The sequence below is a fragment of the Adhaeribacter rhizoryzae genome (assembly GCF_008629685.1).
GTDB classification, from domain to species: domain Bacteria; phylum Bacteroidota; class Bacteroidia; order Cytophagales; family Hymenobacteraceae; genus Adhaeribacter; species Adhaeribacter rhizoryzae.
Genome location: NZ_VWSF01000009.1, coordinates 109,059 through 134,912 on the forward strand (window position 1 = coordinate 109,059; position 25,854 = coordinate 134,912).

A 25,854-nucleotide genomic window follows, 5' to 3' on the forward strand; every position below is an offset into this window, starting at 1 on the left:
CAAAGTAGCATTCTCCATACAAAACAGCTATAACTAAAGCAGCAGGAATGCGGGGCAAATTAATGCTAAGTAATGGCTGCTTCGGCATAAACACCTTAAAACCAGCAACAGAACTGAGGCAAGCGCGTAAATTATATGTAAAGTCTAAAAGCGTTAGGACTTTCGCAAAACTATTAAAAGTCTCTTCGGAGAGGCAGGGGGAGGATTTACAATGAAGCTGTTTCGAATTTCTATTTCAAACCGAATCTGGTGCTTTTGGTGGTGTTATTACCGCCAATTCTAAAGCTCCTGTTAAACCACTTGCTGGTGCCTCCACAGCCAAGGTAGCGGCATATACCAATTTAGTAAATGCTAAACAACTTCGATGTTTAAAAACCAATAGACGAAAACCCTGGCAGTAATATTTTATATACTCCTCTCTAATAATTTACTAAGCCGCCAACACATGTACAGTTCTTTAGCCCTGATATTATGCAAAAAATATTTACACAGCGTTTTAGGCTACTATGGGGGTATATCCTAAAACCATATAGTTTCGGGTTAACTTTTTTACTATTTTTTATTTTAGCTAATACAGCAAATACTACTGTTGTTAAAGGCAAATCCATAATTAACAACAAAATTATTAATACAACCGCGAAGAAAACTTCCGAAACCCTCACCAGCCTCCGGCCAGCAATTACCCGTAATTCCTTCGTTGCCGATAATCCACTACCCCAATTAGATTCCTTATCAAAATATTGTATTACGCAAGGTTTTCAGGGCGATCTGCACGTTACTTTATATGGTAAGAACTTTGTGCAAGGAGCTAAAGTACGTATTTCCTATTCAGTGTTTCAAGTAAGCGACTTTACACCTACTTCTGTTAGTGCCGATGGCAAACAGATAGCGTCTGAAGTGCCAGCCAATTGGCTTTTTTTCTTCCAACTTGTGCCTGGTCCGTATAGAATACAAGTTGTTAATCCGGCACCAGCCGTTCAAGGCGGCGTATCCAAAGAAAAAATATTTACGGTTTATGCATTTGCTAATACAAGCAATATTTCGGGTAAAACCGCTGTTTGTGCCGATGAAACAGATGTAGTGTATTCGGTACCGCCAGTAGCAGGCGCTTCCTATATTTGGGGGCTGCCGCCCGGCGCAACAATTGTTGGCAGCTCGGGTGGTAACCAGATTACCGTGAATTTTACCAATGCGGCTTCCGGTGATGTATCGGTAACGGGCATTAGTGGCTGCGGCGATGTAGGTGCTACCTCTACTTTAGCAGTAACGGTAAACAGCCCGCCTGTTATTGATAAAATTTCTAGTAGCGTACCGGTATGTTTTAACGGTGCCATTACCTTAACGGTAAATGCATTAGGCTCTAATTTAAACTATAAATGGTATAAACGGGCGGGAAGTACCTCCAGCAATGGTTTTCCTTTAACCGATGAGGGTACCATATCGGGTTCTGGTAGCGCTACCTTAAAAATAAGTAAAGCCGCCGCTGCCGATGCCGGCTATTATTATGTAGTAGTAAGTAATACTTGTAATCCGCATGGCACTGAGTCTACTAACGTGCAAATAATAGTAAACCCTGGTTATACCAACACCATCCAGAGTGTACAAGAACCCATAGAACTTCTGGTTGATAGTTCCGCAACCTATTCTGTAACACCGGATAATAATAGTCTTGCCTGGCGGTACACCTGGACTATTTTTTACAACACCAGCCCCGCTAGTTCAGAAACTCACTATACCCTTACAACTCCTACCTTTACCATACCTCGTGTGCGCCCCGATATGTCAGGAATAAGAATAACGCAATCGCCACCTCCTGGTACGCTCTGTGTTGAAGCATTTAACAATGTGGTTGATATATTAAGAGCCCCTTTACCAGTAGAGTTGCTGTACCTGAAAGCGACTAAACTAGCAAACGATGTAGTGGCAGTAGAATGGGCTACCGCGATGGAACAAAACAGCGAAGGCTTTGAAGTACAAGTATCACAGGATGCCCAAAACTACCGTACCCTGGCCTTTGTGGCTTCTAAAGCCGGTGGCAACACCAACCAAAAGCAGGTATACACTTTCCACGACAAAGAAAACGGCAAATACGGCACCCGCTACTACCGCTTAATGCAGCGCGACATAAACGGTGATGCGGAATATTTTGGCCCGAAAGCTGTACAGATTGGCGAAGCCACTGAAAGCTTAAGTGTTTACCCGAATCCGTTCAGCAGCGAAGTAAGTTTGGAACTGAACGCCGAAGAAGCCGGTATCATGCACGTAGTAGTAACCAACGCTATTGGGGCCAAAGTGCTGGAGCGTACCTTAACCATTCAGAAAGGCAATAACAAACAAAGCTTGCTGTTTAAGGCTGATTTACCACTGGGCATGTACCACATTACTACCCGCCTGAACGGTAAAACCAAACACATTAAACTCATGAAACAATAACCTTAGTTAAGATTAAAGCGAAAAACCCACCTATGTTATTCTCTTAAACCCAACAGCACTAAATAATAATTTCCGAAATAATCAGCAAGATTTATCATACGCCGGCTCGAACAATATTCCCCGAGGTACTGGTAAATTATTATTGCTTCACATAACTAAACGAGTACCTGCGCGCTTCAGCAGAACGCCAAAACCTGTAAGCGTTCTACTTGGTTTAGCCTCTTTCTATCGGCAAAAAAACACCTAAAAGAAAGCATAACTTAACCCGTATAATCTGCGTACAAGATGCTATTCTAATCCGGCATAATTTATTACACGTTTTATATATATAAAATTTGCATTTGTTTAATCAATGTGCAAATTTAACTATTTACCCTGTTTTAGAAATATTACTCAAAAATCCTTTTCGATACCATTTAAACCCGATAACTAAGTAAAAATACTTATAAATATAGATTTTTACATATAAATATATTTAAATATAAAGTATTGCTTAAGTTAGTTCCAACTAAAAATTTAAGACAAATTTTAACTTTTTAGTTTCTTTTTTTCTTTAACCAAACCTGCAAAATGTTTAATTATTTACCAGCTAGCTGCTATTTTAATTATTGCTCAAGCACTTGAATTCCTTTACCTTAAGCAACCCAACAAATAACATAAAATATTAATAAAGTATAATTTATTAGTTTATACAGGCATTTATAGCGGTTTTTTTCAAGTAATAATACTTTAAATTAAATTTCTATTTTTACAACCTTCGTAGAACAAGTTCGTTACCCGCTAAGGCATTAATAAAATGCAGCATTAACCCATTAACTACAATTCTCAGCAAAACCAGCAAAATATTAACCCTAATTAGTTCTGTTTAAGCTTACGTTTATGAAAAAAAACTTTACCCAACTCATTCCCGCTTCTACTTGGCTCCAACCGCAGCTCGCCGTAAAAGCAACTTTATTGTTTCTCCTAATGCTGGTATTTCATGCAGCTTCGGCTCAAGCACCAAGTATTAACACCACCAATCCTAGCTGTGTTGCTGTACAACAAGGTTTTGAACTAACCATAAATGGTTCTGATTTTGATGACAATGGTGCTACAGTAGTAATTACCGGAAACGCCTTTTCAGGTGAGTTTGCATTTACGCCCAAATCGAGAACTAGCAGTCAACTAAAAGTTGATATTCCGGCGGGTGATACGGTTTTGGCTGCTCCCGGCGCTTTAACAATAACTGTAAGACAAAATGGTACGGATGTTTCTAATCCGGTGCAGATATCGGTAAATCCTACCACTACAACCATAACTGGCCCAGCGAGTGTTTGTGTTAGCACCACTGCTAATACTGCTAATTTCAGAGTACCAGCCTTGGCTGGTTCAACCACTTACGCCTGGCGTATAATATCTGGTCCTGCCACCATAACATCTGGTGGTACTACTCCCGAAGCAATAGTTAGGTTTAATAATACCTCCGGTACAGTTAAAATTGGGGTTACTATTGACCCTGATTGCAATGGCACTCCTAACATAACCTCTACCCATGATATAATTCTAAATGCTGCCCCCGACGTTACCCTGTCCACATTCGGAGATAACGGTAATATTTGTACCAATGCGGGCGTTCTTACCTTAACTGGGGGGCAACCACTTGGAGGGGAGTATACTGTTGACGGCATAGTAGCTACTACCTTCGACCCAACTAACGCATTAGGTGAACACACAATTGTTTACTACTATACAACCCTGGAGGGTTGTCAGGGCAGCGCAACCCAAAAAATAAATGTAGTAAAACCTCCTGTAGTAAGCCTGGGACAATTTGCTGATGTATGTGTAAATGCAGCAGCTTTCCCACTCATTGGGGGAACACCTGGCAATGGCACCTATTTGGTTAATGACGAACCAGCTACCGAATTTAACCCTGCTTTAGTAGGTGTTGGCACCCATACCATTACTTATGTCGTTGTACAAGGCGGCTGCAGGAGCATTGCTACCCAATCTATTACGGTTTTAGAAGCCCCTGATGTTAGTTTGACTGAATTTGCCGATGTTTGTTCTGATGCAGGTCTGATTACCCTAACTGGTGGGTTCCCGTTAGGTGGGACTTATTCTGGCCCTGGTGTTACTAACGGACAGTTTAACCCTGCTGTTGCCGGAGTAGGCACCCACAATATTAGTTACACCTTTAAACAAGGTGACTGTATCATCATAGAGTCACAAACTATTACGGTTCTGCAAGCGCATACCGCCAATCTGGCACCATTTACTAATGTATGTGTAAATGCAGCAGCTTTCCCACTTAGCGGGGGAACACCTGATAATGGCATCTATTCCGGGCCTGGGGTAAGCGATGGGCAATTTAATCCGGCGGTTGCTGGGGTGGGCACTCACACCATTACTTATACTTTTGACCAGAATGGTTGTAAGAGTTCTGCGACTAGAACTATTACTGTTGTTCAGCCGGTTTCGGTTACCATAACTACTCCCATCGGCACTCAGGGCTGTCCGGAACAGGGAGGCATTAAACCTGCTGTACCTTTAACCGTTGCTAACATAGCAGGTGCCGCCTACCAATGGCTCCTGAATGGTAATGAAATCCCGGGCGCTACAACTATTAATTTAAATGCAACCCAGTCTGGCAATTATAGTGTAAGGGTAACTAATAATGGTTGTAGTATAATATCGGCAGCCGTAGCAGTAACCATTTTAGATCCTGCTACCTTTATAAGTGAGGGGGCACTTGTTAGGAAGTGTCTTAACCAAACTATAGTTTTACACGCCATAGCCGGAAATTATACTTATCAATGGTATAAAGATGGCCAACCGCTTACTGGACAAACTACTGCCGAACTTTCAGTTAATCAACCCGGCGAATACACCGTTGTGCTAACTACACAAATTGGCAGTTGCCGGACTATAACTTCTACTCCTACAACCGTGCTGGAAGAGCCTGCAATTACGAACAATAATATTAATGCCCCTACGGACCCTGTCTGTTCGGGTGGTACTATTACTATTGTCGGCGTTCCGGCAACTGGCGGCACAGGTGGCCCCTATATTTATCAGTGGCAGATTAGCTCTGCTATTGGAGGTCCTTATAGCAATGTTCCTGCTAATGGCAACGGACAGAACTATCTTTATGAGCCAGGAGCCTTTTCCGGAACCCAATATTTCCGTCGGATAGTTATTTCTGGAGGTTGTAACAATATTAGTGACCCAGTGCCTGTAATCGTAGTTCCGGCAATTGCAGGTAATACCATTAATAATACCAACACCAAGAATATTTGTGAAGGTGGCTCAATAACAATTGGAGCTTCCCCACAAACCGGACTAACCGGAGGCGGAGGCCCCAGGACTTATGCTTACCAATGGCAGGAAAGCACCGATAACGCAACCTTCACAAATATTCAGGGAGCTACTACTCAGAATTATACTTATAATTCTGGCAGCTTTGTGGGCACTAAATATCTTCGGCGGGTAGTTTCTTCCGGCAGTTGCACCAGCACCACCGTAGCCGTAGCTGTAAACGTTAATCCGGCAATTGTTGGAAATACCATTTCACCAAATAGAAACCCTATTTGTGCAACTACTTCTGTTGTTATTACAGGGTCGTCGCCAGAAGGCGGTACCGGAAGTTATAGTTACCAGTGGCAAAGCAGTACTGATAGTGTGAACTTTTCCGATATCCCAGGTGCTACCGCTAAGAATTACAGCTTCACTTCAAACAACTTTGTTGGTACTCAATATTTCCGGCGGATAGTTACTTCTCGTCCTGTTAATACTAACTCCTGCTCCAGCACAAGTGATGCAGTATCTGTTACCGTAAATCCACCAATTGCTGGCAATAACGAGATTATTACTGATAGCCGTTCACTTTGTACCGGCACCTCTCTTATAATAGAGGCCACACCGGCAACCGGTGGTGGTGGTAATATTCGTTATAAATGGCAAAGCAGCCCCGACAATATTAATTTTACTGATCTTACTCCTAATTACAGTGTAAACAACCAGAATTATCTTTATAGCCCAGGAGATTTTGTAGGCGAAGTATATTTTCGGCGGGTAGTAAACTCTGGTGATGGTTGTATTGATATCAGCAGCGTATCGGTAAAAATAACGGTGCAAAAAACCTCTACTTATACGCTGATATTGAATGCTAATCCTTTCCCGGTATGCGGCGAAACTGTTTATACGGCTAAGGTTTACCGGGATGTTACAAGCGTAACGTACCCTACTGAACCGCAGTACGGAGAAGCCACAGTGGTTGGTGGTACTGATGTAACCGATCAGTTTACTTTTGACTGGTGGAAAAACGACACTGAGTTAGTTCCAAGTAATAATTCTAGCCAAATAACAATAATAGCTCCGCAATCGCGGGATTATTATACTGTACGGGCAAGACCTAGTACTGTAGCCCCGGTTTGTTTCTTATATAACAACCGTCCGGATCTGGTACCAAGTAATAGAGGAATCAATGAGCTATTTTCTAACCGGATTTACCGGGGCACTCCGATTGGGTATGCCGTATCAATCGCGACTAATGTGCAGCCTTCTAATGTTGTTTGCGCGGGTGTTCCAGTTACATTCACAGCCACGCCTAGCAAAGCTAACTTTGTTAACCCAACGTATCAATGGCAGGTAAACGGTCAAAATATTCAAGGCGCAACTGGCAGTACTTTTACCAGTTCTACGCTTAACAGTGGAGATATAGTAACTGCTACCTTTACTTCTGCCGAGAACCGTTGCGACCCAATTACCTCCAACGCTATTACCATGCTGGTAGCCTCACCACAAGTGCTTTCCGGCGGTGGCAGCTATTGTGCCACAGACCAGGTAGGCGGCGTAGCTATTCAGTTAGAAGGTTCGCAATTGGGTGTAAACTACCAGTTAATGCTGGGTACTACTAAAGTATTTTTACCGATTCCAGGCGATGGTGGTCCAATTTCTTTTGGCTACCATAAATATGCCCCCGGCACTTACTCGGTACAGGCTATTACTGCTGCCGGCACCTGTGCTCCTTTTGGTTCAGTTACCGTATCGCACACTCCTGCACTTAACCACACGGTAACTATACAGGAGCCTGAGGAAACAATAATTGGTGAACCAGCCACATTTATAGCAACATCTTCAATTGCTAGCGCTGGCCCTACTTATAGATGGTACGTTATCAACTACAACGATCCAAATCCAACCTTTGTGCTGCAACCAAATGCAAAAACTAATGTGTTTACAATAAACGCAGTGCCGGAAGGAGACATAGAAGTACGGGTTGAAGTAGTAGCACCAATTGGCCTTTGTACCAATGATGCAGATGGTATAGCCTTTGCTCTTACAGGACCAATTGCCCCTTTACCAGTAGAGTTGCTGTATCTGAAAGCTACCAAACAAAACAACGATGTAGTGGCAGTAGAATGGGCTACGGCTATGGAACAAAACAGCGAAGGCTTTGAAGTACAAGTATCACAGGATGCTAAAAATTACCGTACCTTGGCCTTTGTAGCTTCTAAAGCCGGTGGCAACACCAACCAAAAGCAGGTATACACTTTCCACGACAAAGAAAACGGTAAATACGGCATTCGCTACTACCGCTTAATGCAACGCGACATAAACGGCGATGCGGAATATTTTGGTCCTAAAGCTGTGCAGATTGGGGAAGCCACTGAAAGCTTAAGTGTTTACCCGAATCCGTTCAGCAGCGAAGTAAGCTTAGAACTGAACGCTGAAGAAGCCGGTATCATGCACGTGCTGGTAACCAACGCTATTGGGGCCAAAGTACTGGAACGTACCTTAACCATTCAGAAAGGCAATAACAAACAAAGCTTGCAGTTTAAGGCTGATTTACCACTGGGCATGTACCACATTACTACCCGCCTGAACGGTAAAACCAGACACATTAAACTCATGAAACAATAACCTTAATTAAGTTTAAAACGGAAAAGGGCAGGTAAATTACCTGCCCTTTTTTTTTTCCACTCTTAATCAGCCCATTAAGATTAAACTACCCAATATTACTAAGAGCAGTAAAAAATACTACGCCCGACTTTTCTTAAAAAGTTAAATATTCATTAAACTCCTAACTGATAAGCTAGTGAAATATTCAAGCCCAAATACTTGCAAAATTTATAGAAAAGTTTAATTTTACTATATGTTAGAACAGGCTGCACAGCGACCGGTAGATGCGTATTTTGATAAGTACGCCGAAAGCCACCAAAACCCAACGAATAAACTTATTCACTGGATTTGTGTGCCCTTAATTGTCTTTAGTCTGCTGGGGTTGGTCTGGGCCATTCCGTTTCCACACTTGTCTTTTCTGGGTGAATATACCCGCTACCTGAACTGGGCTACTTTTCTTATTATTTTTGCCATTATTTATTATTTCCGGCTATCGCCGCCTTTAGCTTTTGCAATGCTGTTTGTAATTGCCATTTTTGGAGCCGTAATTGTTACCCTCGAAAAAATGCACAACGAGCAAGGTTGGCCCGAAATGTGGCAGGTGTGTTTGTTTATCTTTTTTATTTCCTGGGTTGGCCAGTTTATCGGGCACAAAATAGAAGGCAAAAAACCTTCTTTCCTCGACGATTTACGGTTTCTGCTGATTGGCCCTATCTGGCTTTGGCATTTTATTTTCCGGAAACTAGGTATTCCTTATTAACCTCCTGCCAACAAATGCACAAGATACTTAAATGCAATATTTGCGTGGATACCGTTTACCAGACGATGGTATTTACACCTGTTATTCTGGGAATACAAGTATTCTGGCCGGAACCTATTTGGTTATCTGCAAAATAGGTTCCTCCTGAATGACAGGTGTGGATTCTAAAACTAATATTTCGAACCTTAGCGTAACATCAGGCAACTAATCCAGGGCTTTTGTTCCTAAAATAATGCCTTTTTATACAAGTCTTTCGGGTTAGAATATTAAATCCGGGGTTTGGCGCGCTCGTATTGTACCGGCCAGGTTACCTGCTGCCGCAATTCGGTAGCGGCAGTTAACCCAAAGTACGGGTCGCGTAAAAATTCGCGGGCAATAAAAACCATATCGGCTTGTCCGGTCCGAATAATATGGTCGGCTTGTTGCGCCGAACTGATCAGGCCAACGGCGGCCGTCAGCATATTGGCACCATCGCGAATGGCTTGGGCAAAAGGCGTTTGGTAACCGGGGCCGGGCGTAATTTGCTGCACCGGAACATTACCACCAGAAGAACAATCTATTAAATCGACGCCAAGTGCTTTTAAGTGCCGGGCCAGTTCTACGCTTTGCGGCAAGGTCCAGGCATCATCTGCATCGCTCACCCAATCGGTAGCCGAAACCCGTACCACAAAAGGTAAATTTGCGGGCCAAACTGTTTTTACGGCTTGCACTACTTCCAGTAAAAGCCTTATCCGGTTCTCGAACGAACCGCCGTAATTATCGGTGCGCTGGTTGGTAAGCGGCGATAAAAATTCGTGGAGCAGGTAACCATGAGCCGCATGAATTTCTACTACTTTAAACCCGCAAGTTAATGCCCGCTGGGCAGCTACCTTAAAATCCGAAATAACTTTCTCGATACCGGCTAAGGTTAGTTCTACCGGCGGTGGCACATCGGTGGCTAAAGGTACAGGGCTTGGCGCGTAAACTTCTTCCCAACCCCGTTCCTCCGGACTTAAATGTTTATTACCTAACCACGGGGCACTTTTACTGGCTTTGCGGCCGGCATGGGCTAACTGAATGCCCGCTACAGCTTGTTGCTGATGAATAAAATCGACGATACGTTTCAGAAACGGTATATGCTCGTCTTTCCAGATACCCAAATCGTCGGGCGTAATCCGGCCTTCCGGCGAAACGGCTGTTGCTTCGGTAAAAACCAGCGCTGCTCCCCCAACTGCCCGGCTCCCCAAATGCACCAGGTGCCAGTCGTTGGCAAAACCATCTACGCTGGAATATTGGCACATGGGCGAAACCGCAATACGGTTCTTTAACTCAACTGATTTTATCTTTAAAGGCGAAAACAAACCGTTCATAAGCATTTTATCTTTATGCAATATATGTTTGTTTTAGTTTCTTTTGGGGGTGAAGGTTGCAGGCAAACAAGATAAATATTCGGATTTATTATATTTCAGGCTAAACGAACCATTAACATGATAAAATCTGGGGCCTGTAGCAATTGCGTTTGACCGTTAAAGCAACGTAGGAATTAAAAAATAAAAAGCTCCCCTGTAGAGAGCTTCTTACCAAAAAACAAAAGGTAATATTAAAAGTAATATTATAAAAATAGCTTTATTTGTTTTTACCAGCCGGACACCCACAACAGCTCGCACCACGTTGGCCGGCATCTGGCTTTTATCAACTTGTTTAAGCCATCAGCTGCCGAAATCCGTTTATTATTAAACCGTATTTCCCAAAATATATTGCCTTACTGCAGACGTAAATACAGGGTAATAATTTAGCTAATTTGGGCGGGTTGTTTTGTTTACACTGTTTTTAAACTGCCTTTCTTTAGATGGGTAATATTTTATCTGATAAATCTATTTACATGACAGCTATTATCCTCCCCGCTAATCTTACTATCCGGCAGGTTACTTTACGTACACGCCAGTTAGCGCAGCTAAATACGTTTTACCAGCAAATGCTGGGTTTGCAGCAAATTAGCAGCACCGTACACGAAGCAAGGTTATCTGCCAGCGGACAGGAACCGGCCCAATTAATTTTATTGCAGGATGAAGCCGCCCCTTTGCATAAACGCCGGCAGCCTGGGTTGTACCATGTAGCCTGGCTGGTTCCTAATCGTTTGGAACTAGCCCGGGCCTTAAACCATTTTATTCAGACCAAATGGCCGTTGCAAGGCTTTGGCGACCATCTGGTAAGCGAGGCTATTTATTTTGCTGACCCGGATGGTAACGGCATTGAAGTATACGCCGACCGGCCCCGCGAAACCTGGCCCATCGTCAACGGGCAAGTACAAATGGATACCTTACCGGTAGATGTACCCGGTCTGCTCGCCCAATTACCTGGCAACTTACCGGAGTGGCAAGGCTTACACCCCGGCACTTTCATTGGCCATATTCATTTACAGGTATCGTCGTTGGCGCAGGCCCGCAGCTTTTACGCCGACACCCTTGGCTTTAACGTTATGCAGGAAAGCTACCCAGGCGCATTGTTTGTTGCAGCCGGGGGTTATCATCACCACATTGGCTTAAATACCTGGCACAGCCAAAATGCAACTCCTGGCCCCGAGAACCAAACCGGCCTGGTTAGTTTTACGGTACACTTGCCCGATATCCAGGTTTTCGCCCAGTTAAAAAACAAACTAATGAATACCCAATATTTTGTTAAAGCAACAAACGAAAACAGCTTGCTGGTGCAAAGCCCGGATATGCTGACTATTAAAATAGATGCCGGGGAAAATACCACGGGAAGCAACTAAACGAAAAACCCCGGCGCAAGAGCCAGGGTTTTAAATGATATTATTAAAGATTAATTATTTAGACAAAGCCGCCTTTACATCTAAACGGCCGCCGGTTACGGTTTTACCGCTTAAAGAAGGAGTTGGTACAACACTACTTAAAATTGCATTTCTGATTTGTGCTACCGTTGCTCCCGGATGCGTAGAAGCATACAAAGCAACAGCACCGGTAACGTGCGGCGTCGCCATAGAGGTGCCATCATAAGCACTATAAGTATTATAAGCCGTTGTTGATATAATGCCTACTCCCGGAGCGCCTAAATCGACGGTTTTAGCACCATATTGCGAGAAACTACCCAATAATCCGCTTTTATCAATTGCTGCTACGGCAATTACATTAGGCAAATCGTAGTTAGACGGATAATTAACTGTTACATCGTTATTGGTACCGTTATTGCCGGCAGCAGCAATAAACATAATACCGGCATTATTGGCCCGGCTAATGGCATCATAAAGCGCCTGCGAATAGCCGCCGCCACCCCAGGAATTGTTAGTGGCCACAATATTTAAGCCGTGCTTCAATTTTAAATTAGTAAAGTAATCGATGGCCTTAATAGCACTGGCCGTAGTACCGCCTTTGCGGCCAATAAACTTACCCGAAATTAAGGTTACATTCCAGTTAACCCCAGCTACCCCAGTGCCATTCGCTTCGCCGCCAATGGTGCCGGCAACGTGGGTACCATGGTCGTCTAAAGTACCTTTGGTACCGCCATCGTAAATAGAATTATCATTCCCATCAAAATCCCAGCCGCGCACATCATCTATGTAGCCGTTGCCATCATTGTCTTTGCCGTCTACGGCATCATAAGGGTTCGTCCAGAATTGTCCGTCTAATTCAGGGTGGTTATACTGCACACCTTCATCAATAATACCAACGTAAACATTTTTAGAACCGGTTGTACCAGCAGCCCAGGCGGCTGCGGCATTACTGCCGTATTGGTTGGCCGGAGTGGTGCCGGCGCCGTACATACCCCAAAGCGAATTATTGGTAAAGTAAGTATCGGTAGCCGTGGCGGTGTGGTAATAAATATAGTTAGGCTCGGCAAATTCTATCTCAGCGCCACCTTTCATTTTATTAATAGCTTCGAAAACAGCCAGCGGCGTACGTACTACCAAGATGCCCTCTTTGTCGCCGAGGCGCTCCATGGTTTTAGTTAATATTTTCTCTGATACTTTACCGCCAATTTTAGCCAGCACCCGGGCTTTCGCTTCTTCCGACTGACCCGCTTTTAATTTTACCAGCAACTCGTTTGGCATGTGCTCCAGGGCTTGCGCTGCTGCATCCGCCGAAGAAGAACTGCTGCCCAGAACAGTAGGCTCCTCCAGGCTGTTGTTGCAACCTGCCATTACCATCATAGATAAGATGCCCGCCGCTATTACCGATTTGGCTGTAAAAGGAGTAATATTTAATTTCATAAAATATTATAGTTTATTTATTCGTGATTTTTTTTTGATACTGGGGAATAAAGCCGGAATGAGTTTATATTCTTAAAGCCTTCTGTTATGGGGAAGTGTTCTTTGGGGAGAGTGTTCTTTCGCCGAAAAATTAAACTGGTAGCCTATCTGTTCGCATCTTCGTTAAAAAGCAATTTCTCTTAATTTTGAGGTGCTACTAGCACAACTGTGTTTAGAACACAAAATGTTGCTATTATTTTTCTCACCATCATACCAGCCTTACCTCCTATCATTCTGCCTTTAACCTTATTGGGTACTGCAATTTATAGACAGAATTTCGTTATCAAAAAAATTAAATTATAATCCCTACACTATTTTTTTATGTACAATAATAATATTAAAATAATACTACAAATAGGCTACTATAAACAACAAAATATATAGCTACTTAAGCCAATATTTACTTTAATCTTGTTGCAATGCTCTAATATTTTAATTTCTTCTTAATCACTTAAATAATAATGCATCAGAACATTACGAAACAATCCAAAAAATCAGAAAAATTATTACGTTTAACCAACCTTTAAATAGGATAATTTTACACACTAATAATTAGCCTGATAGCTCATTCTCTGGCGAAGGCTAATTATAACATAAGGCAGAAATATGCTGTTTAACGGGTAAATATTAATAAGCCGCTTTTTGGTTAATAGCGCACAACTTAAAGGCTTAACTAAGGGCTTAGTTTTAATATTTTTTAAAGCTGATAAAGCAACGTGATAAACCCAATATTTAAAATATTGAAATATAACCACAACACGCCTAAACAGACCGGTTGGTTTAACTACAAGCCGGACTTTAAAATAAATAATATTTTGCCATAACCCTTTGCAAAACCGGCTCTATCTGGGTTCGAAGTTTTGGGTTGGCATAAGCTACCCAATCTACTGGTGAGGTTGTATCGAGCGGCGCATTCAGGGGCTCGCCAGCAGGATTGGTAATAATTACGCCGGCTTCCTGGCCAATGAGCGTCGCGCACAAATCGTAGGGGTGGCAAACGTGGCCGGTTTTCTGACCCGCTTTTCGCATCTTCCGGAAAAGACTTTCCCGAATATCGGCCACAAAGCGGTCGTGCCCGACTAATATTTCGTACAACTGCCCGCCACTGGAAATATATTGGTCTTCGAAAACAATGGCTTTACCTTCGGGCGCATCCGGAAATAAGGTGGCCAGCATTTCGTCTTCAATAGCCGCCAACACATCGCGGCCCGGCGGGAAGAAGCGGGCTATCTGCCCAAAGCCGCCGTACCAGGTCGGCGACTGTGAAGGCCTGATGCTTCGGGTTTCGCGGGTATTATTTTCCAGGTGCCAGGTGTAGCGGTGTGCGCCCTGTTCTTTTATCGCCCACAAAGTATCACTGAGTACACTGCGAGAAGTAGGCAATTCGGTCATTACGGCTACTTCTATATCCTGCAAGCAAGTTAAATTGCCTTTATTGGGGGCGGCTCCGGCCAGAAAAAAAGCCGAGCGCTTGTCGTACATAATGCCCCGGGTACCATCAATCGGGTCCATAATAATCCGGATGGCAGCTTGCCCGGCGGTAATATTTTCCGGCAGCACCAACCCTTCTTCCGAATCTTCGCCAATTCCTTCGGCAATCAGCACCACGCCGCCTAAAGCAGCGGCTTGGGCCCGCAGCAAAGGAACAAGAATATCTTCTACGTCTTTATCAATCTGGTAAATGGTATCATCGGCACCTTCCTGGTGCACGGCTGCCCGTTCTTCTATTGATTGTTCCCTCAACGACTGGTGTACTTTCCGGCAAACAGCCTCGCCAATCTGGCATAATACTTCCCGGATTAATTGGTGATTCATAGCTTTTGCACTTAAGTTAACAAGCCTGCAATATTACCAATCCTAAACCACATAAATTTAGGCAACACAAATTTTTACCATCCCTTTACCATCAGGCTATAAGTAGCAATATTTTAGCTTGAGGAAAAAAATATTGCTAGTTTAAACGAGTTGTTCTGTTAAAAGGCATCAATCCGAAAAAATATTAGCTTACAGGAGCAGCTATTGCGGCTGGCAAACCGGGCAGAAGTAAGTAGTACGGCCACCCACTTTATTTATTTCTAACGGCGATTGGTGTACGGGGCAGACTTGCCGCTCCAAGGGTTTTAAAGCACTATCGTCCCAGCCGCGAGCGTGAATTAAAAAGGATTTTGGGAAGTTGCCGTAGATGGCTTCCTGCTCAATGGCGGTTTTCAGTACATTTTGAATAGCCGCGTGCAAGCGTGCAAATTCGTCTGGCGAAAGTTGGTTAGCCAGTTTAGCCGGGAATATGCCGGCCTGAAATAAAACTTCGTCGGCAATCCAGTTTCCGATACCCGCTAGTATTTTCTGGTCCAGCAATAAAGATTTTATGGGCGCTTTGCGTTTTTCCAGACTAGCCTGTAATTGCGATAAGGTTATATCCAGCGCATCGGGGCCTAAACTTTTCTCCTGCCGGTACGCTTCTACGCTTGCAGCCAATCCTACCCGCCCAAACTTACGCGAATCAATAAACGCCAACCGGAAGCCGTTCTGAAAATAAAATACGATGCGGGCAAAGCGAGGCGTGTCTTCGGCATCGCGGTAGTAAGCTAAATCGCCGGTCATGCCAAAGTGCAGCACCAGGGTTTTGCCAGTGTTTAGGTTTATTAAAAAGTGCTTGCCAATGCGGTGTACTTCGGTAAACTGCGCGCCTTTCAACTCGCGTTGCAGCGTATCAAAATCGGTGGTAAGTTGCCGCTGATCTTCAACTTCCAAACTGGCAACGGTTTGGCCCAGGGCAGTTTCTTCAAAATAGCGGCGGTAGGTTTCTACTTCGGGTAATTCGGGCATAAAACAAAACTTAGTGCTTCTTAAACTACCAAAGCCAGAATAAGTTTACTATTTACCGGCGTGCTTCTCAGATAAGAGCTCTCTGAGTTTTACGAAAGTATTGTACGGCCCGGTAGCAGCGGCCATGTTTACCAACCAGGACGGAATAGTGCCGCCCGGATTTACCCGAAAAACATAATCAATTTTAATTTTATCTTTTGCTACAGGCACTACCTCCCAGGTTGCTAACGAATAAGGTACCCGCACATAGCCTTTTTTGGACGGCACATAGCCTTCTGCACTTTTGGCCTGAATTGCTAAATTTTTGGTGCCGGGAATTTCCTGATAAGAGAATTCTACGACCAGGTCACGGTTGGTAACGGGCCAAGGCATATCGGTGGTAGTGTAATAAACAAATGCGTATTGGTTTATTTTTTTTACCAGCGTCGCTTTTTCGGTGAGGTAAACCCAATCCGCGTGTCCGCTTACGTTTTGCAGCACACTAATTAAGCCTGCGGTAGTGCCGGGTAATTCGCAAACCACCCTAATTTCTTTTAATTTTTCGTTGGCAATGCCGCGCGTATAAACCGCAATGCCGTTCTCATTCTTTTTCAGTTCCCAATTATCCTGGGCAAAAACCTTTGCAATGCCCAGCCAGGTTACGGTCAGTAAAATCAGTAATCGAATGGTTATCATGAAGCTTTAACTGCAAATTTCTCGCCTATTTCCCAGGGCATTTGCGCCAGGTTATTTAAATAATAATTAAGCCCTCCTACCCCCCGCAACCAAGCGGCTATTTGGGGATAAACAGATTTAAAATCATTTTGAGGCTGGTAGCCTAAATTTTCCCGGATGGCGCTAATATCGAGCACGGCGTTTTGGGTAAGCGTATTTAAAACCAAAGGATTTAATTTAGCGCTAAATGGCACAATTTTATTTAAATCGGCCAGTAATTTTAACAAAGAAACCGGAATCGAGCAAACCTTTAATTCCTGTTGGTATACGGCCGCAAGCAATTGTAAAATAGATTGCCTTAAGTTGTAAACCGGTGCATCGGCTACATTATAGATTTGTAAAGCCGGTTGGCTGGTTTGCCGCAAAAATAAATTTATGGCGTAAGCAATATTGTCGACGTGGGTTAGCGAAGTGCTGATTTGAGCCGGAACGGGATGTACTACAATATTTCTCTTTACCATTCCGAGTAAGCGCGGTAATAAAACGCGGTCGCCGATGCCGTAAATAGCTCTCGGGCGCAGAACTATTCTTTTCTGCCCGGCTCGAATATTTTCCGCCACCAGATTATCGGCCAGCAGTTTGGTTTTACCGTAAGGACTCAGGTTGGCCGCCAATGTAGCGCTGGTTTCTTTAGCCGGCACCTGGCCAAACTGGTAAACCGAAGACGACGAAATCTGCACAAAATATTCGCAGTGCCGGGCCGCCGCCAGCACCTGCCGGGTACCTATTACATTATGCTGGTGTAAATCCTGGTAAGTGGCTGTATCGGAGGCCAGAGCCGCTGCATGAATACAAACATCCGCCCGAAATGGCGGCAACGATTGGGTAATATCGGCGGGTAAATATTCGGCAACAGCCGCCAGGTTGGGGTGCGATTTTGCTTGCCGGCCAACGGCCAGAATGGTATGCCCTTGCTCGTAAAAGTACCGGCACAAAGCAGCGCCCACGAAACCGTTCGCCCCCGTTATTACAATTTTCATTTCTTGCGGGCTTTAATGGTGGCGGCAATTTGGGCGCGGTCTATTTTGTGCTGCCGACCTTTACGGGGTACCTGCATAAAAACTACTTCGTCGGGTAAGGCTTTTCTTTCGATTTGCAGTTCACCGTAAGATATTTTATCCAGAATGTATTTGGCGGTCAGGTTTTGACTGGTTTCTACGGCCAGGTACACTTCTTCGTCTTCTTTTTCGGGCGAATAAATACCCACCATGGCAGCTTCTTCTACGCCCGGAATTTTCTTAATAGTATCTTCGTATAGCGCCGGGTAAATATTGGTGTTGCTGCGGATAATCATTTCTTTTTTCCGGCCCATGAGTAAAATATTGCCATCCGCATCTAATCGGGCTAAGTCACCAGTAGCATGAAATTCGGGCCGATTTGGAAGGTGATAATACCGGGAAAACAGTTGTTCCGAACTTACCAACAGTTCGCCGTCTTCGGCTATTTTTACTTCTACGCCGGCTACCGGTTTGCCTACCAAATCGCCAGTGCCCGTATAGTTTATTTTTTCGCGACCATCCACGGTGCTTACAAGCAAATGCTCCGTCATGCCGTAAGTAATGGTTAACCGTACCTGATCGGTACAAACGGCCGCTAACCTTTTCAGAAAGCTTTTATGTACCGGCGCCGACCCCAGCATAATGTGATTTAAAGAAGCTGGTAATTGACATCCTTGCTTCTCGCAATATTGTACCAACGGCAAAAAATCGCTAGGCGGACCAAACAGAATACTAATTTTATTCTTTTCGAAAAAATCCAGCTTTTGCCGGACATTCAGCTTGGGGTTATAAATAAATACCGGAATTTTGGCGGTAATGCCCAACAATACAAAATGCGGTAAGTAAGTAGCCAATCGGTCGTTGGGGTTGCCTTGTACTAGTTCGCTTAGTAAGTTAATGCTGCGGCTTAATGAAGTTAAAGAATGTAACACGCCCTTAGGCTCCTGCAACGTACCCGATGTATAGGTAATCAGGTAATTGTGGTTGCTTTTATCTTCGAGTAAGTTAACAGTTTGTGGGGGCGCTTTTAAGAGTTTTTGCAGTGAAGTAAACTTTTGCAGCAAAGGCAACCGGGGACCGGAACCAATAATTTTTAAGTTTTTTACCCGCGGAAAGTAAACCGGTTTATCAGCCAATTTAAAATAAGCGTACCGGAGCAGCGGATGTTCCTGCAAAAGCAGCAAACGCGTATCCACAAAAGCCCACTGGGGTTTTAACTGCGACAGTTTAGCCGCGTAAAGCTCCCGCCCCATTTCCGGATCGATGATAGCCGCCTGGCATCGAATCATCATGGTGGCGTACATCACCTTTAAAAAATCAGCCCCAGGCGCGACGGCAATAATCACGATATCGTCTTTTTGCAGGCCTAGCTTTAGGAGTTGCTGACCCAGGTGCATGCTTTCGGTTAATAGTTGGCGTGGCGTAAGGGTTTCCTGGCCGTTACACAAAATTGCTTGTTGCGTTTCCGGCTGAGCCAGCTTTATCAGCGGTTCCAGAATAGGTGAATTATACAACATTACCAAATAATTAAGCTAATCGACATACTAATTCCGGCCGCCAAACCAATAATCATTATTTTCTGACCTTTTTTTAGTTTACCCGCCTGCTCGGCCAGCGAAATACTCAATGGAATAGAAGCGGCCGCGGTATTGCCGTATTCTTCCACAATGCAATGCACTTTCTCGATGGGAATATTAGCTTCGCGCGCCAGGGCATCGCAGGAGTTTTTAGATACCTGGTGAATAAAATAATGATCAATATCGTAGCGGGTAAAGCCGGTTTTCTCCAGGCATTTTTCTATCAGGTCACCTCTCTCGCGGGCAAACACTTCGCGTAGTTCGGAGGTTTTACCCTCAAAATAATTTTTACCAGGTTCCTGCGGATACATCGAGCCGCCGCCCGGAATGACGCACAATTCCCAATATTTACCAATCGACCGGTTTTCTTGGTATATAATACCCGATTCATCTTCGCTTGCTTCTAACAAAGCAGCGCTACCGGCATCGCCCAAAGTAAAACTGGCCAGCCGTTTAATTAAATCTACTTCGTCCTGAACCTTAAATTTAATGGCATGCTGCAATATTTCGCCGTTGGTAATCAGCACCCGCCTGTAGTCGCCGCTTTTTATTAAACTAGCTCCTACTTGCAGCGCGGTCATAAAGCTGTTGCAGGCATTTTTTACATCAAAAACCGGACAGGTTAATCCTAACTTGGTCTGCACAATATTGGCGGTGGCCGGCTCGATTAGGTCGCTGCTGGCAGCCGCAAATATTAAGCAATCGATAGAATTGGGATCTACCTGGGCCAGAATTTTACGCGCCGCGCCGGCAGCCAGGTCGGAGCACTGGATTCCGGCATCGGCAAAGTAACGGTTTTTAATACCGAACAACCTTTCGAGCACACCGGGCGCCAGCAACCTTTGGTCTTGGTTTACCTGGGCCTCGATTTCCTGGCTGCTTACCCGCCGGGAGTTTGCCAGATAATTAGCGATATAACTTATTTTTACCCGGCTCATACGTTTGCTTTTAAAATTAACCGCCAGGCCCAGCGGGTACTCCGGTTAAAGCCGCCCCACTCGTCTACAAACTGCACAATAGTTTTTAAGCATTCCTGGCCAAACTTCCTTTTATAATTCTGGTTGGCCATTTTATAAACCTGGTCAGGGTTTTGTAGGCCCAACCGACCGAAGATTTCTTTTTTCACGTACATGGTGCGCATAAATAGCACATTAAATAATACCAGGTAGCTGTAAAAGCTTCTTTTTACATAGCCGGCTTTATCGGTGTAGCGCCGCAAAAACGCTTTGGTGAAATGAATGTGCCGACCTTCTTCTATGTTATGCAGCTCGGCTACTTTCTTCAGGACTGGGTAAACCCGAGGGCCTTTGCGCAGGTGGTTGCCGTATAAATCGGCCATCATTTCCACGGCCAGGCAACTCATAAACACGGCATCTACCGGCATAAACTTTACCGTAAACTGACCTAAAAAATTATGCAGGCGGGTTGGCTTAATGGGCTTGCCGTTTAAGTGGGCAATGGCCTGGGCAAACATTTCCTGGTGCCGGAACTCTTCAATTAATTCGCGCAGCAAAAATTTATACTCTACATTATCGGGCTGCAAAGTCAGGATGTAGCGGTTCATGAACAAACAGAACAAGGCTTCGCTCCAGCCATACGAATACATTACCTGTACCACTTCGTGCCGGCCTAATTCGGTTTTTTGGGTTGGAGTAAGGCTGTCGTAAAATGGTAAACCCGATAAGGAATTTAATTTTTCGGGCAGAAACTCGTCTTCGGGTAAAGCCGGAATATTCCAGGGCACAAAGGTTTCGGGTAGTAAAGGCTTATCTTTACTAATTTTAATGAGGCGTTCAACTTCCTGAACTTCCATAACTTTAACAAATAAACAGGATGGATTTTAAATAATATTTAGCATTTATGGCAGTAACAGCCCTTTGGTAAATTATCTGGTTTGTTAAGATAAAAAGGAAGTTGCTTTAACTGTATATCAGCTATTTAATATAATAAAAATAGGTGAATCTCACTAATAAAATACGGCAAGTTTTAGGTAATAATTACTTTTCATAGCGTTACAAAACCAATATAAACACTTGAATATATTGAACTTACCAAAAAATTATAAGACTTTTAAAACCAAAATATTAAACCTGTAGCTTAATTTAATGGAAGAGCCCGGAAATTAACAGTTGGTCACCTTTAGCCTAAGTGAATTCCCCTGCAATTGGTTAATAAAACCAGAAAAGCTTTCCCGAACGCAACTGATACAACACCAATTACTATTCAGAAAAGCTTTACTAAATGCTGCCAAAATATTCAGGTATCGGCTACCAAAATTCTAGTTCGAGAATAAATTATCAGAGAACGTATTGTTTGTTTTTCTGGCCCATGTAATAAGGGAAATCAGTGGGCGAAGAAATACCGTTTTCGTAGGAACCGGAAGAGCCCAAGGCCGGGGTAAAATCAAATTCCAACCATTCGTACAGGTTGTTGTAGTCATTACCGCCAACATAAACCTGTTTTTTCACGCCATTCAGTTCACTCTCGATGTTCATGCGGTACTCGGTTACCGGAATATCGCCGATGTAATAATTCTGGCCAGGCCCATTGTTGATGGTAAAAGTCTTTTTAACGGTGCCGGCTGCAGTAGCAGGCGTTCCATCGAGGTATTTAGCGTTACTAGTCGGCGTTAAAGTCACAGTTACTTTCGTGCCAACCGCCATAACCGGTACCTTGCTGTTTACATTTACAAACCGGAGCGAACCGCCAAAATAACCCCAGCCGTTCTCCAAGCTGGCACTTCTGTCCGGAATACGGCCATTTAACTTCCAGACAAAGTTTTTCACCGCGCCATTCTCACCGGTGGTAAAGAAGTCGTAGTCAGCATCATCGTTCATACCCAGGCGCAGATGGAAGGTTTTATCTTTATAGGTTACTTCTTTCCAGGCGTATATTTTCCAGCTGCCAATGGCAGGCAAGGTTAAGCTGTAGGTACCATCGTTTTTGGTTGTTCCTTCTACATAAACATTATAACCCGCCGGGTTCTCGGCTCTTACTTTTACGCCTGCCATGGGGTTACCGCGGTCATCTACGGCTTTCCCGCTCACGGTATTGGCTCCCTGACCAGGTGTATTCGGTTCAATTTTTTCTGGTTCTTCGCAAGAGGTAAAAGCAAATAGCGCCACTATATACAAAAGGAATAATTTTGCTAAAGTACGGCCAGAGGTGGGATAAAAATTAAATTCGTTTTTCATAGTTTGCAGGTTGTCTGGTGTTTTTTTTTGAATTGTATGCTGCGCTAAACCGGAAGCTGGATTAAGTACAAAAAGCGAATAGGCGAAGCGGTGGCATTAAATCAGGCTTTAAAATAGCCGTAAATAACACCACCTCTTTAAACATCCTTCACTACCTTTTTTTAGATAATAGCTTTGAAAGCTAGCTGGCAGTTATAGCGCAGTCGATAACAGGTAGCCAATAAAAATTCCGAACATGTTATTTTCTGGCAAGTGTTTTAGCCGGTTGTGGTTTGGCCTGGGCTATTTCTGAGGTAAGCATATAACCTACCTGGCCATTTAGGGTAACAATAGACCACTGATTGTTGTACTTGCGAACCACCACAATTTCGTCGGCGCTGGTTAAAGCTTTCAGTACTTCGGTGGAGGTACCCGGCTGGCGATACATTTTGCTGTTTTCGTAGCGGGCAGAAGCCAACATTTCGGTTTTGTTAGCGGCAAATACAAATGCAGTTTGTAAAGAAAGCGCGAAAATAAATACTAACTTTTTCATAGTGTTTTTTAGATTAGGGATCGGGGTTTATTATTGTTTTTGTTTTACTTTTTTGTTTACCAGAAGCTTTGTTGCACTGATATTCAATGCTTTTGCTTCCGAACAATACAAAGTTGCAACGAACACGAAGCGAATAAAAATAATACTAAACGAAAGGCGAAAAGAGCGGAATGAATGACTTAAACAGCGGGTTAACCCTGCCCAGGCTAACAACCTAAAAACAAATTTTTCTAAAAAAACTAATCTATAAACTTAACCCAGAAGAAACTATTGCTGTTGCGGCCCTGGTCGTCGGTGCAGGAGATTTTGTATTTGCCGGCTTGGGTGGGCTGAAAGAATATTTTGGCGTTAGCGGCGGTAGCTTGCAAAAATTTATCGTTGATGTACCAGTAAACCTGTTTTACCTCGTTGTGGGCGTTGCAATGCAGCATTAGTTGCTGGTTTTCGGTTCGTTCGAGTAAATATTCCATCTCGGCGGTGGGCGAGGTAATTATGGGCGCAAAATCCTGAAAAATGCGGCTGCAGGCGGGGTTATGCACCGGTATTTTCTGGTAAGGAATGTGCTCGTTTTGGTAAAAAGTAAGTAATTCGGGTGCCAAATTCGGGTAATATTTCTGCTGATAGTTGTGGTTGGGCAGACAAGAGGTGCAGTAAGCAAATTGCTCATCCTCTGAAACCGGTATTAATTTCAGGTGCTCACACTTTTGAGTTGCTGAAATTCCCGGCATAAAAGCATCGGTTACTTTATCGGGGCAAAAAATATTCTGGGGCAAACCGCTGGCCGCACAAACCTGGCGGTAACTTAAACCAGGGGGCTTCTGAAACCAACTTTCTGGACTGTTATAATCGATGGTGTTAAAAATAGAGAAAAGCAGCGGCGTGGCCGAATCGGTGCCGTTTAGTTCGGGCACCCCTTCGCCGGAAAAATTCCCGACCCAAACCCCTACGGTATATTTTTTATTATAGCCAATACTCCAGGCATCCCGGCGGCCGTAAGATGTACCGGTTTTCCAGGCTATTTTGGGCAGGTGCATGCTGTTCTGGGCATTGTGCGGCAAATCGGGGCGTTGCAATTGGGTTAAAATTTGGTTTACCATGTAAGCCGCCGCCGGCGAAATTAGTTGTTTCTGTACTGCCAGCGTATCCTGTTGCTGCCACCGGAGCGAGGAATATTTACCTCCATTGGCAAAAGCCGAAAACAAGGTTGTGAGTTCTTCCAGCGTAACATCGCAGCCGCCCAGAATCAAAGATAGACCTAATTGGTTGCCGGTTTTTTTAACTTGCGAAAATTCGGCTTGCTGCAATCTCTGCACAAACGTAGGTACGCCCAACTGGTCTAATATTTTTACGGCCGGAATATTAAGCGAGGTAGCCAACGCCTGCTCAATGGTAATATTGCCACTGTAGTTGCCGTAATAATTTTCGGGGCGGTAGCCGGCATAATCTACGGGCACATCGGTAATAATGGTTTTGGGCGTTAACAAGCCGCGGTCGAAAGCGGTGGCGTATAAAAGGGGTTTCAGAGTACTGCCCGGCGACCGGATGGCCCGCACGCCGTCTACCTGTCCGCTGTGCGTTACATCCGTAAAATCGGCAGAGCCCAGGTAAGCTTCTACGGCGTGGGTTTGGTTATTAATAATAATAACGGAGGCATTCTGAATATTTTTGTAGTGCAGTTGCTGCATGTAATTATACGTAAGCTGCTCTACTTTTTCCTGAATATTCCGGTTCAGGTTGGTTTTAATAGTAGCCTGGCTGCGATTTTTCCGAAACAAGCGATAAGCAAAATGCGGCGCTACCCGGGGCGCTTCCAGGCGCGTAGCTACCAACGGCTCGACCAAAGCATCATCTATCTCTTTCACCGGAAAAGCATTGTGCTGCTTAAAATGCCGCAGCCACTTATTCCGGAAAGCCACAATTTGCTCATTCCGTACCCCAATCCGCAACGACGAAGGCTTATTCGGAATAACCGATAAAGTTACGGCCTGGGCCAAACTCAACTGCTTCGGCGATTGTTGAAAATATAGCACGGAAGCCGCTTTTACGCCTTCAATATTGCCCCCAAAAGGTACCAGGTTCAGGTAAAGGTGTAATATTTCGGCTTTGCTGTAATACCACTCCAGTTGCAACGCCCGCAATATTTCGAGTAGTTTATGCGTGTAAGTTCTTTCTTTGGGGTATAGCAGGCGCGCTACCTGCATGGTAATGGTAGAAGCGCCGGAAGTAGTTTTACTTTGGGTAATATTTTTAACAAAAGCCCGCCCCAAAGCCACTGGGTTTACGCCGGGGTGATAATAAAAATATTTATCTTCCTTCAACAGAATCGCTTTTTCCAGCACCGGGTTTATTTCATCGGCTTCCAGCTTCATCCGCCATTTATCATCCCGACTCAGAAAAGCATTAATCACGCTGCCATCGGCGGCCGTAATAACCGGCGAAAAAGAAATATTAAGGCGGAGGGGAAAAAGATAATTCAGCAAGGTTAAGCTTAGGCTTACTATTAAGAGTAAACTTAAACCGTAACGGAATATCCGCAGCCAAATCTTGTTAGGCTTGCGAAAGCGGGTAAAAACAATTTGCGCTTCGGAAATATTCCACCAATTCATACTCTTTAATAACGGCTGTACTGCTATTTAATATTTCCGGGGGGATTTTATTCTTAGCATATTCTTTGCAAAAATTGCGAATGGCGCC

Annotated in this window: 16 protein-coding genes; 4 read left to right on the forward strand and 12 right to left on the reverse strand. The window is 44.1% G+C overall.

The genetic code is table 11. The annotated features are described in order from the left end of the window. The first annotated feature begins 471 nt into the window (after positions 1 to 471). The 3 genes from F0145_RS13140 to F0145_RS13150 all read left to right on the forward strand — a co-directional run bounded on the left by F0145_RS13140 (position 472) and on the right by F0145_RS13150 (position 9,073). A complete protein-coding gene (locus tag F0145_RS13140; protein WP_150088875.1) occupies positions 472 to 2,433 on the forward strand; it encodes a T9SS type A sorting domain-containing protein in 1,962 nt (653 codons plus the stop codon). A gap of 879 nt (positions 2,434 to 3,312) precedes the next feature. Then, entirely contained in the window at positions 3,313 to 8,334 is a 5,022-nt protein-coding gene (locus tag F0145_RS13145; RefSeq protein ID WP_150088876.1) for a T9SS type A sorting domain-containing protein, read from the forward strand. Positions 8,335 to 8,566: 232 nt separating this feature from the next. Continuing rightward, the gene (locus F0145_RS13150; RefSeq protein WP_150088877.1) at positions 8,567 to 9,073 is read left to right on the forward strand and encodes an Mpo1 family 2-hydroxy fatty acid dioxygenase; all 507 of its coding nucleotides are present in this window, start codon (positions 8,567 to 8,569) and stop codon (positions 9,071 to 9,073) included. 266 nt (positions 9,074 to 9,339) lie between these two features. On the opposite strand, the gene F0145_RS13155 is transcribed toward F0145_RS13150, so the two are convergent. Continuing rightward, positions 9,340 to 10,422 (reverse strand): NADH:flavin oxidoreductase/NADH oxidase, encoded by a 1,083-nt coding sequence (locus F0145_RS13155; RefSeq protein ID WP_150088878.1) that lies wholly within the window; start codon positions 10,420 to 10,422, stop codon positions 9,340 to 9,342. Positions 10,423 to 10,901: 479 nt separating this feature from the next. On the opposite strand from F0145_RS13155, the gene F0145_RS13160 reads away from it, so the two are divergent. Further along, positions 10,902 to 11,825 carry a VOC family protein gene (locus F0145_RS13160; RefSeq protein WP_150088879.1) on the forward strand — a complete coding sequence of 308 codons (924 nt, stop codon included), beginning with the start codon at positions 10,902 to 10,904 and terminating at the stop codon, positions 11,823 to 11,825. A gap of 54 nt (positions 11,826 to 11,879) precedes the next feature. Here the strand turns inward: F0145_RS13160 and F0145_RS13165 are convergent, their stop codons facing one another. The 11 genes from F0145_RS13165 to pbpC form a co-directional block, all read right to left on the reverse strand. After that, a complete protein-coding gene (locus F0145_RS13165; RefSeq protein WP_150088880.1) occupies positions 11,880 to 13,280 on the reverse strand; it encodes a S8 family peptidase in 1,401 nt (466 codons plus the stop codon). An 837-nt stretch (positions 13,281 to 14,117) separates the two neighbouring features. After that, on the reverse strand, positions 14,118 to 15,134 hold the full coding sequence (locus F0145_RS13170) for an inositol monophosphatase family protein (protein ID WP_150088881.1): 1,017 nt from the start codon (positions 15,132 to 15,134) through the stop codon (positions 14,118 to 14,120). Positions 15,135 to 15,335: 201 nt separating this feature from the next. Continuing rightward, positions 15,336 to 16,145 carry a DNA-formamidopyrimidine glycosylase gene (gene mutM / locus F0145_RS13175; RefSeq protein ID WP_150088882.1) on the reverse strand — a complete coding sequence of 270 codons (810 nt, stop codon included), beginning with the start codon at positions 16,143 to 16,145 and terminating at the stop codon, positions 15,336 to 15,338. 48 nt (positions 16,146 to 16,193) lie between these two features. Then, on the reverse strand, positions 16,194 to 16,820 hold the full coding sequence (locus F0145_RS13180; protein WP_150088883.1) for an START domain-containing protein: 627 nt from the start codon (positions 16,818 to 16,820) through the stop codon (positions 16,194 to 16,196). After that, on the reverse strand, positions 16,817 to 17,839 hold the full coding sequence (locus F0145_RS13185) for an NAD-dependent epimerase/dehydratase family protein (protein WP_150088884.1): 1,023 nt from the start codon (positions 17,837 to 17,839) through the stop codon (positions 16,817 to 16,819). Before F0145_RS13185 ends, F0145_RS13180 begins: the two co-directional genes overlap by 4 nt. Next, complete coding sequence (locus F0145_RS13190) at positions 17,836 to 19,374, reverse strand: class I adenylate-forming enzyme family protein (protein WP_150088885.1); 1,539 nt, start codon at positions 19,372 to 19,374, stop codon at positions 17,836 to 17,838. Before F0145_RS13190 ends, F0145_RS13185 begins: the two co-directional genes overlap by 4 nt. After that, on the reverse strand, positions 19,374 to 20,372 hold the full coding sequence (locus F0145_RS13195; RefSeq protein WP_150088886.1) for a 3-oxoacyl-ACP synthase III family protein: 999 nt from the start codon (positions 20,370 to 20,372) through the stop codon (positions 19,374 to 19,376). Before F0145_RS13195 ends, F0145_RS13190 begins: the two co-directional genes overlap by 1 nt. Beyond that, positions 20,369 to 21,247, reverse strand: coding sequence for a diiron oxygenase (locus F0145_RS13200; RefSeq protein ID WP_150088887.1), 879 nt, complete (start codon positions 21,245 to 21,247; stop codon positions 20,369 to 20,371). Before F0145_RS13200 ends, F0145_RS13195 begins: the two co-directional genes overlap by 4 nt. A gap of 484 nt (positions 21,248 to 21,731) precedes the next feature. Beyond that, a complete protein-coding gene (locus tag F0145_RS13205) occupies positions 21,732 to 22,628 on the reverse strand; it encodes a carboxypeptidase-like regulatory domain-containing protein (protein WP_150088888.1) in 897 nt (298 codons plus the stop codon). Positions 22,629 to 22,866: 238 nt separating this feature from the next. Next, positions 22,867 to 23,160 (reverse strand): SH3 domain-containing protein, encoded by a 294-nt coding sequence (locus F0145_RS13210; protein ID WP_150088889.1) that lies wholly within the window; start codon positions 23,158 to 23,160, stop codon positions 22,867 to 22,869. A gap of 239 nt (positions 23,161 to 23,399) precedes the next feature. Further along, positions 23,400 to 25,766, reverse strand: a complete 2,367-nt coding sequence (pbpC, locus tag F0145_RS13215) for a penicillin-binding protein 1C (protein ID WP_150088890.1) — start codon at positions 25,764 to 25,766, stop codon at positions 23,400 to 23,402. Positions 25,767 to 25,854: the final 88 nt, after the last annotated feature.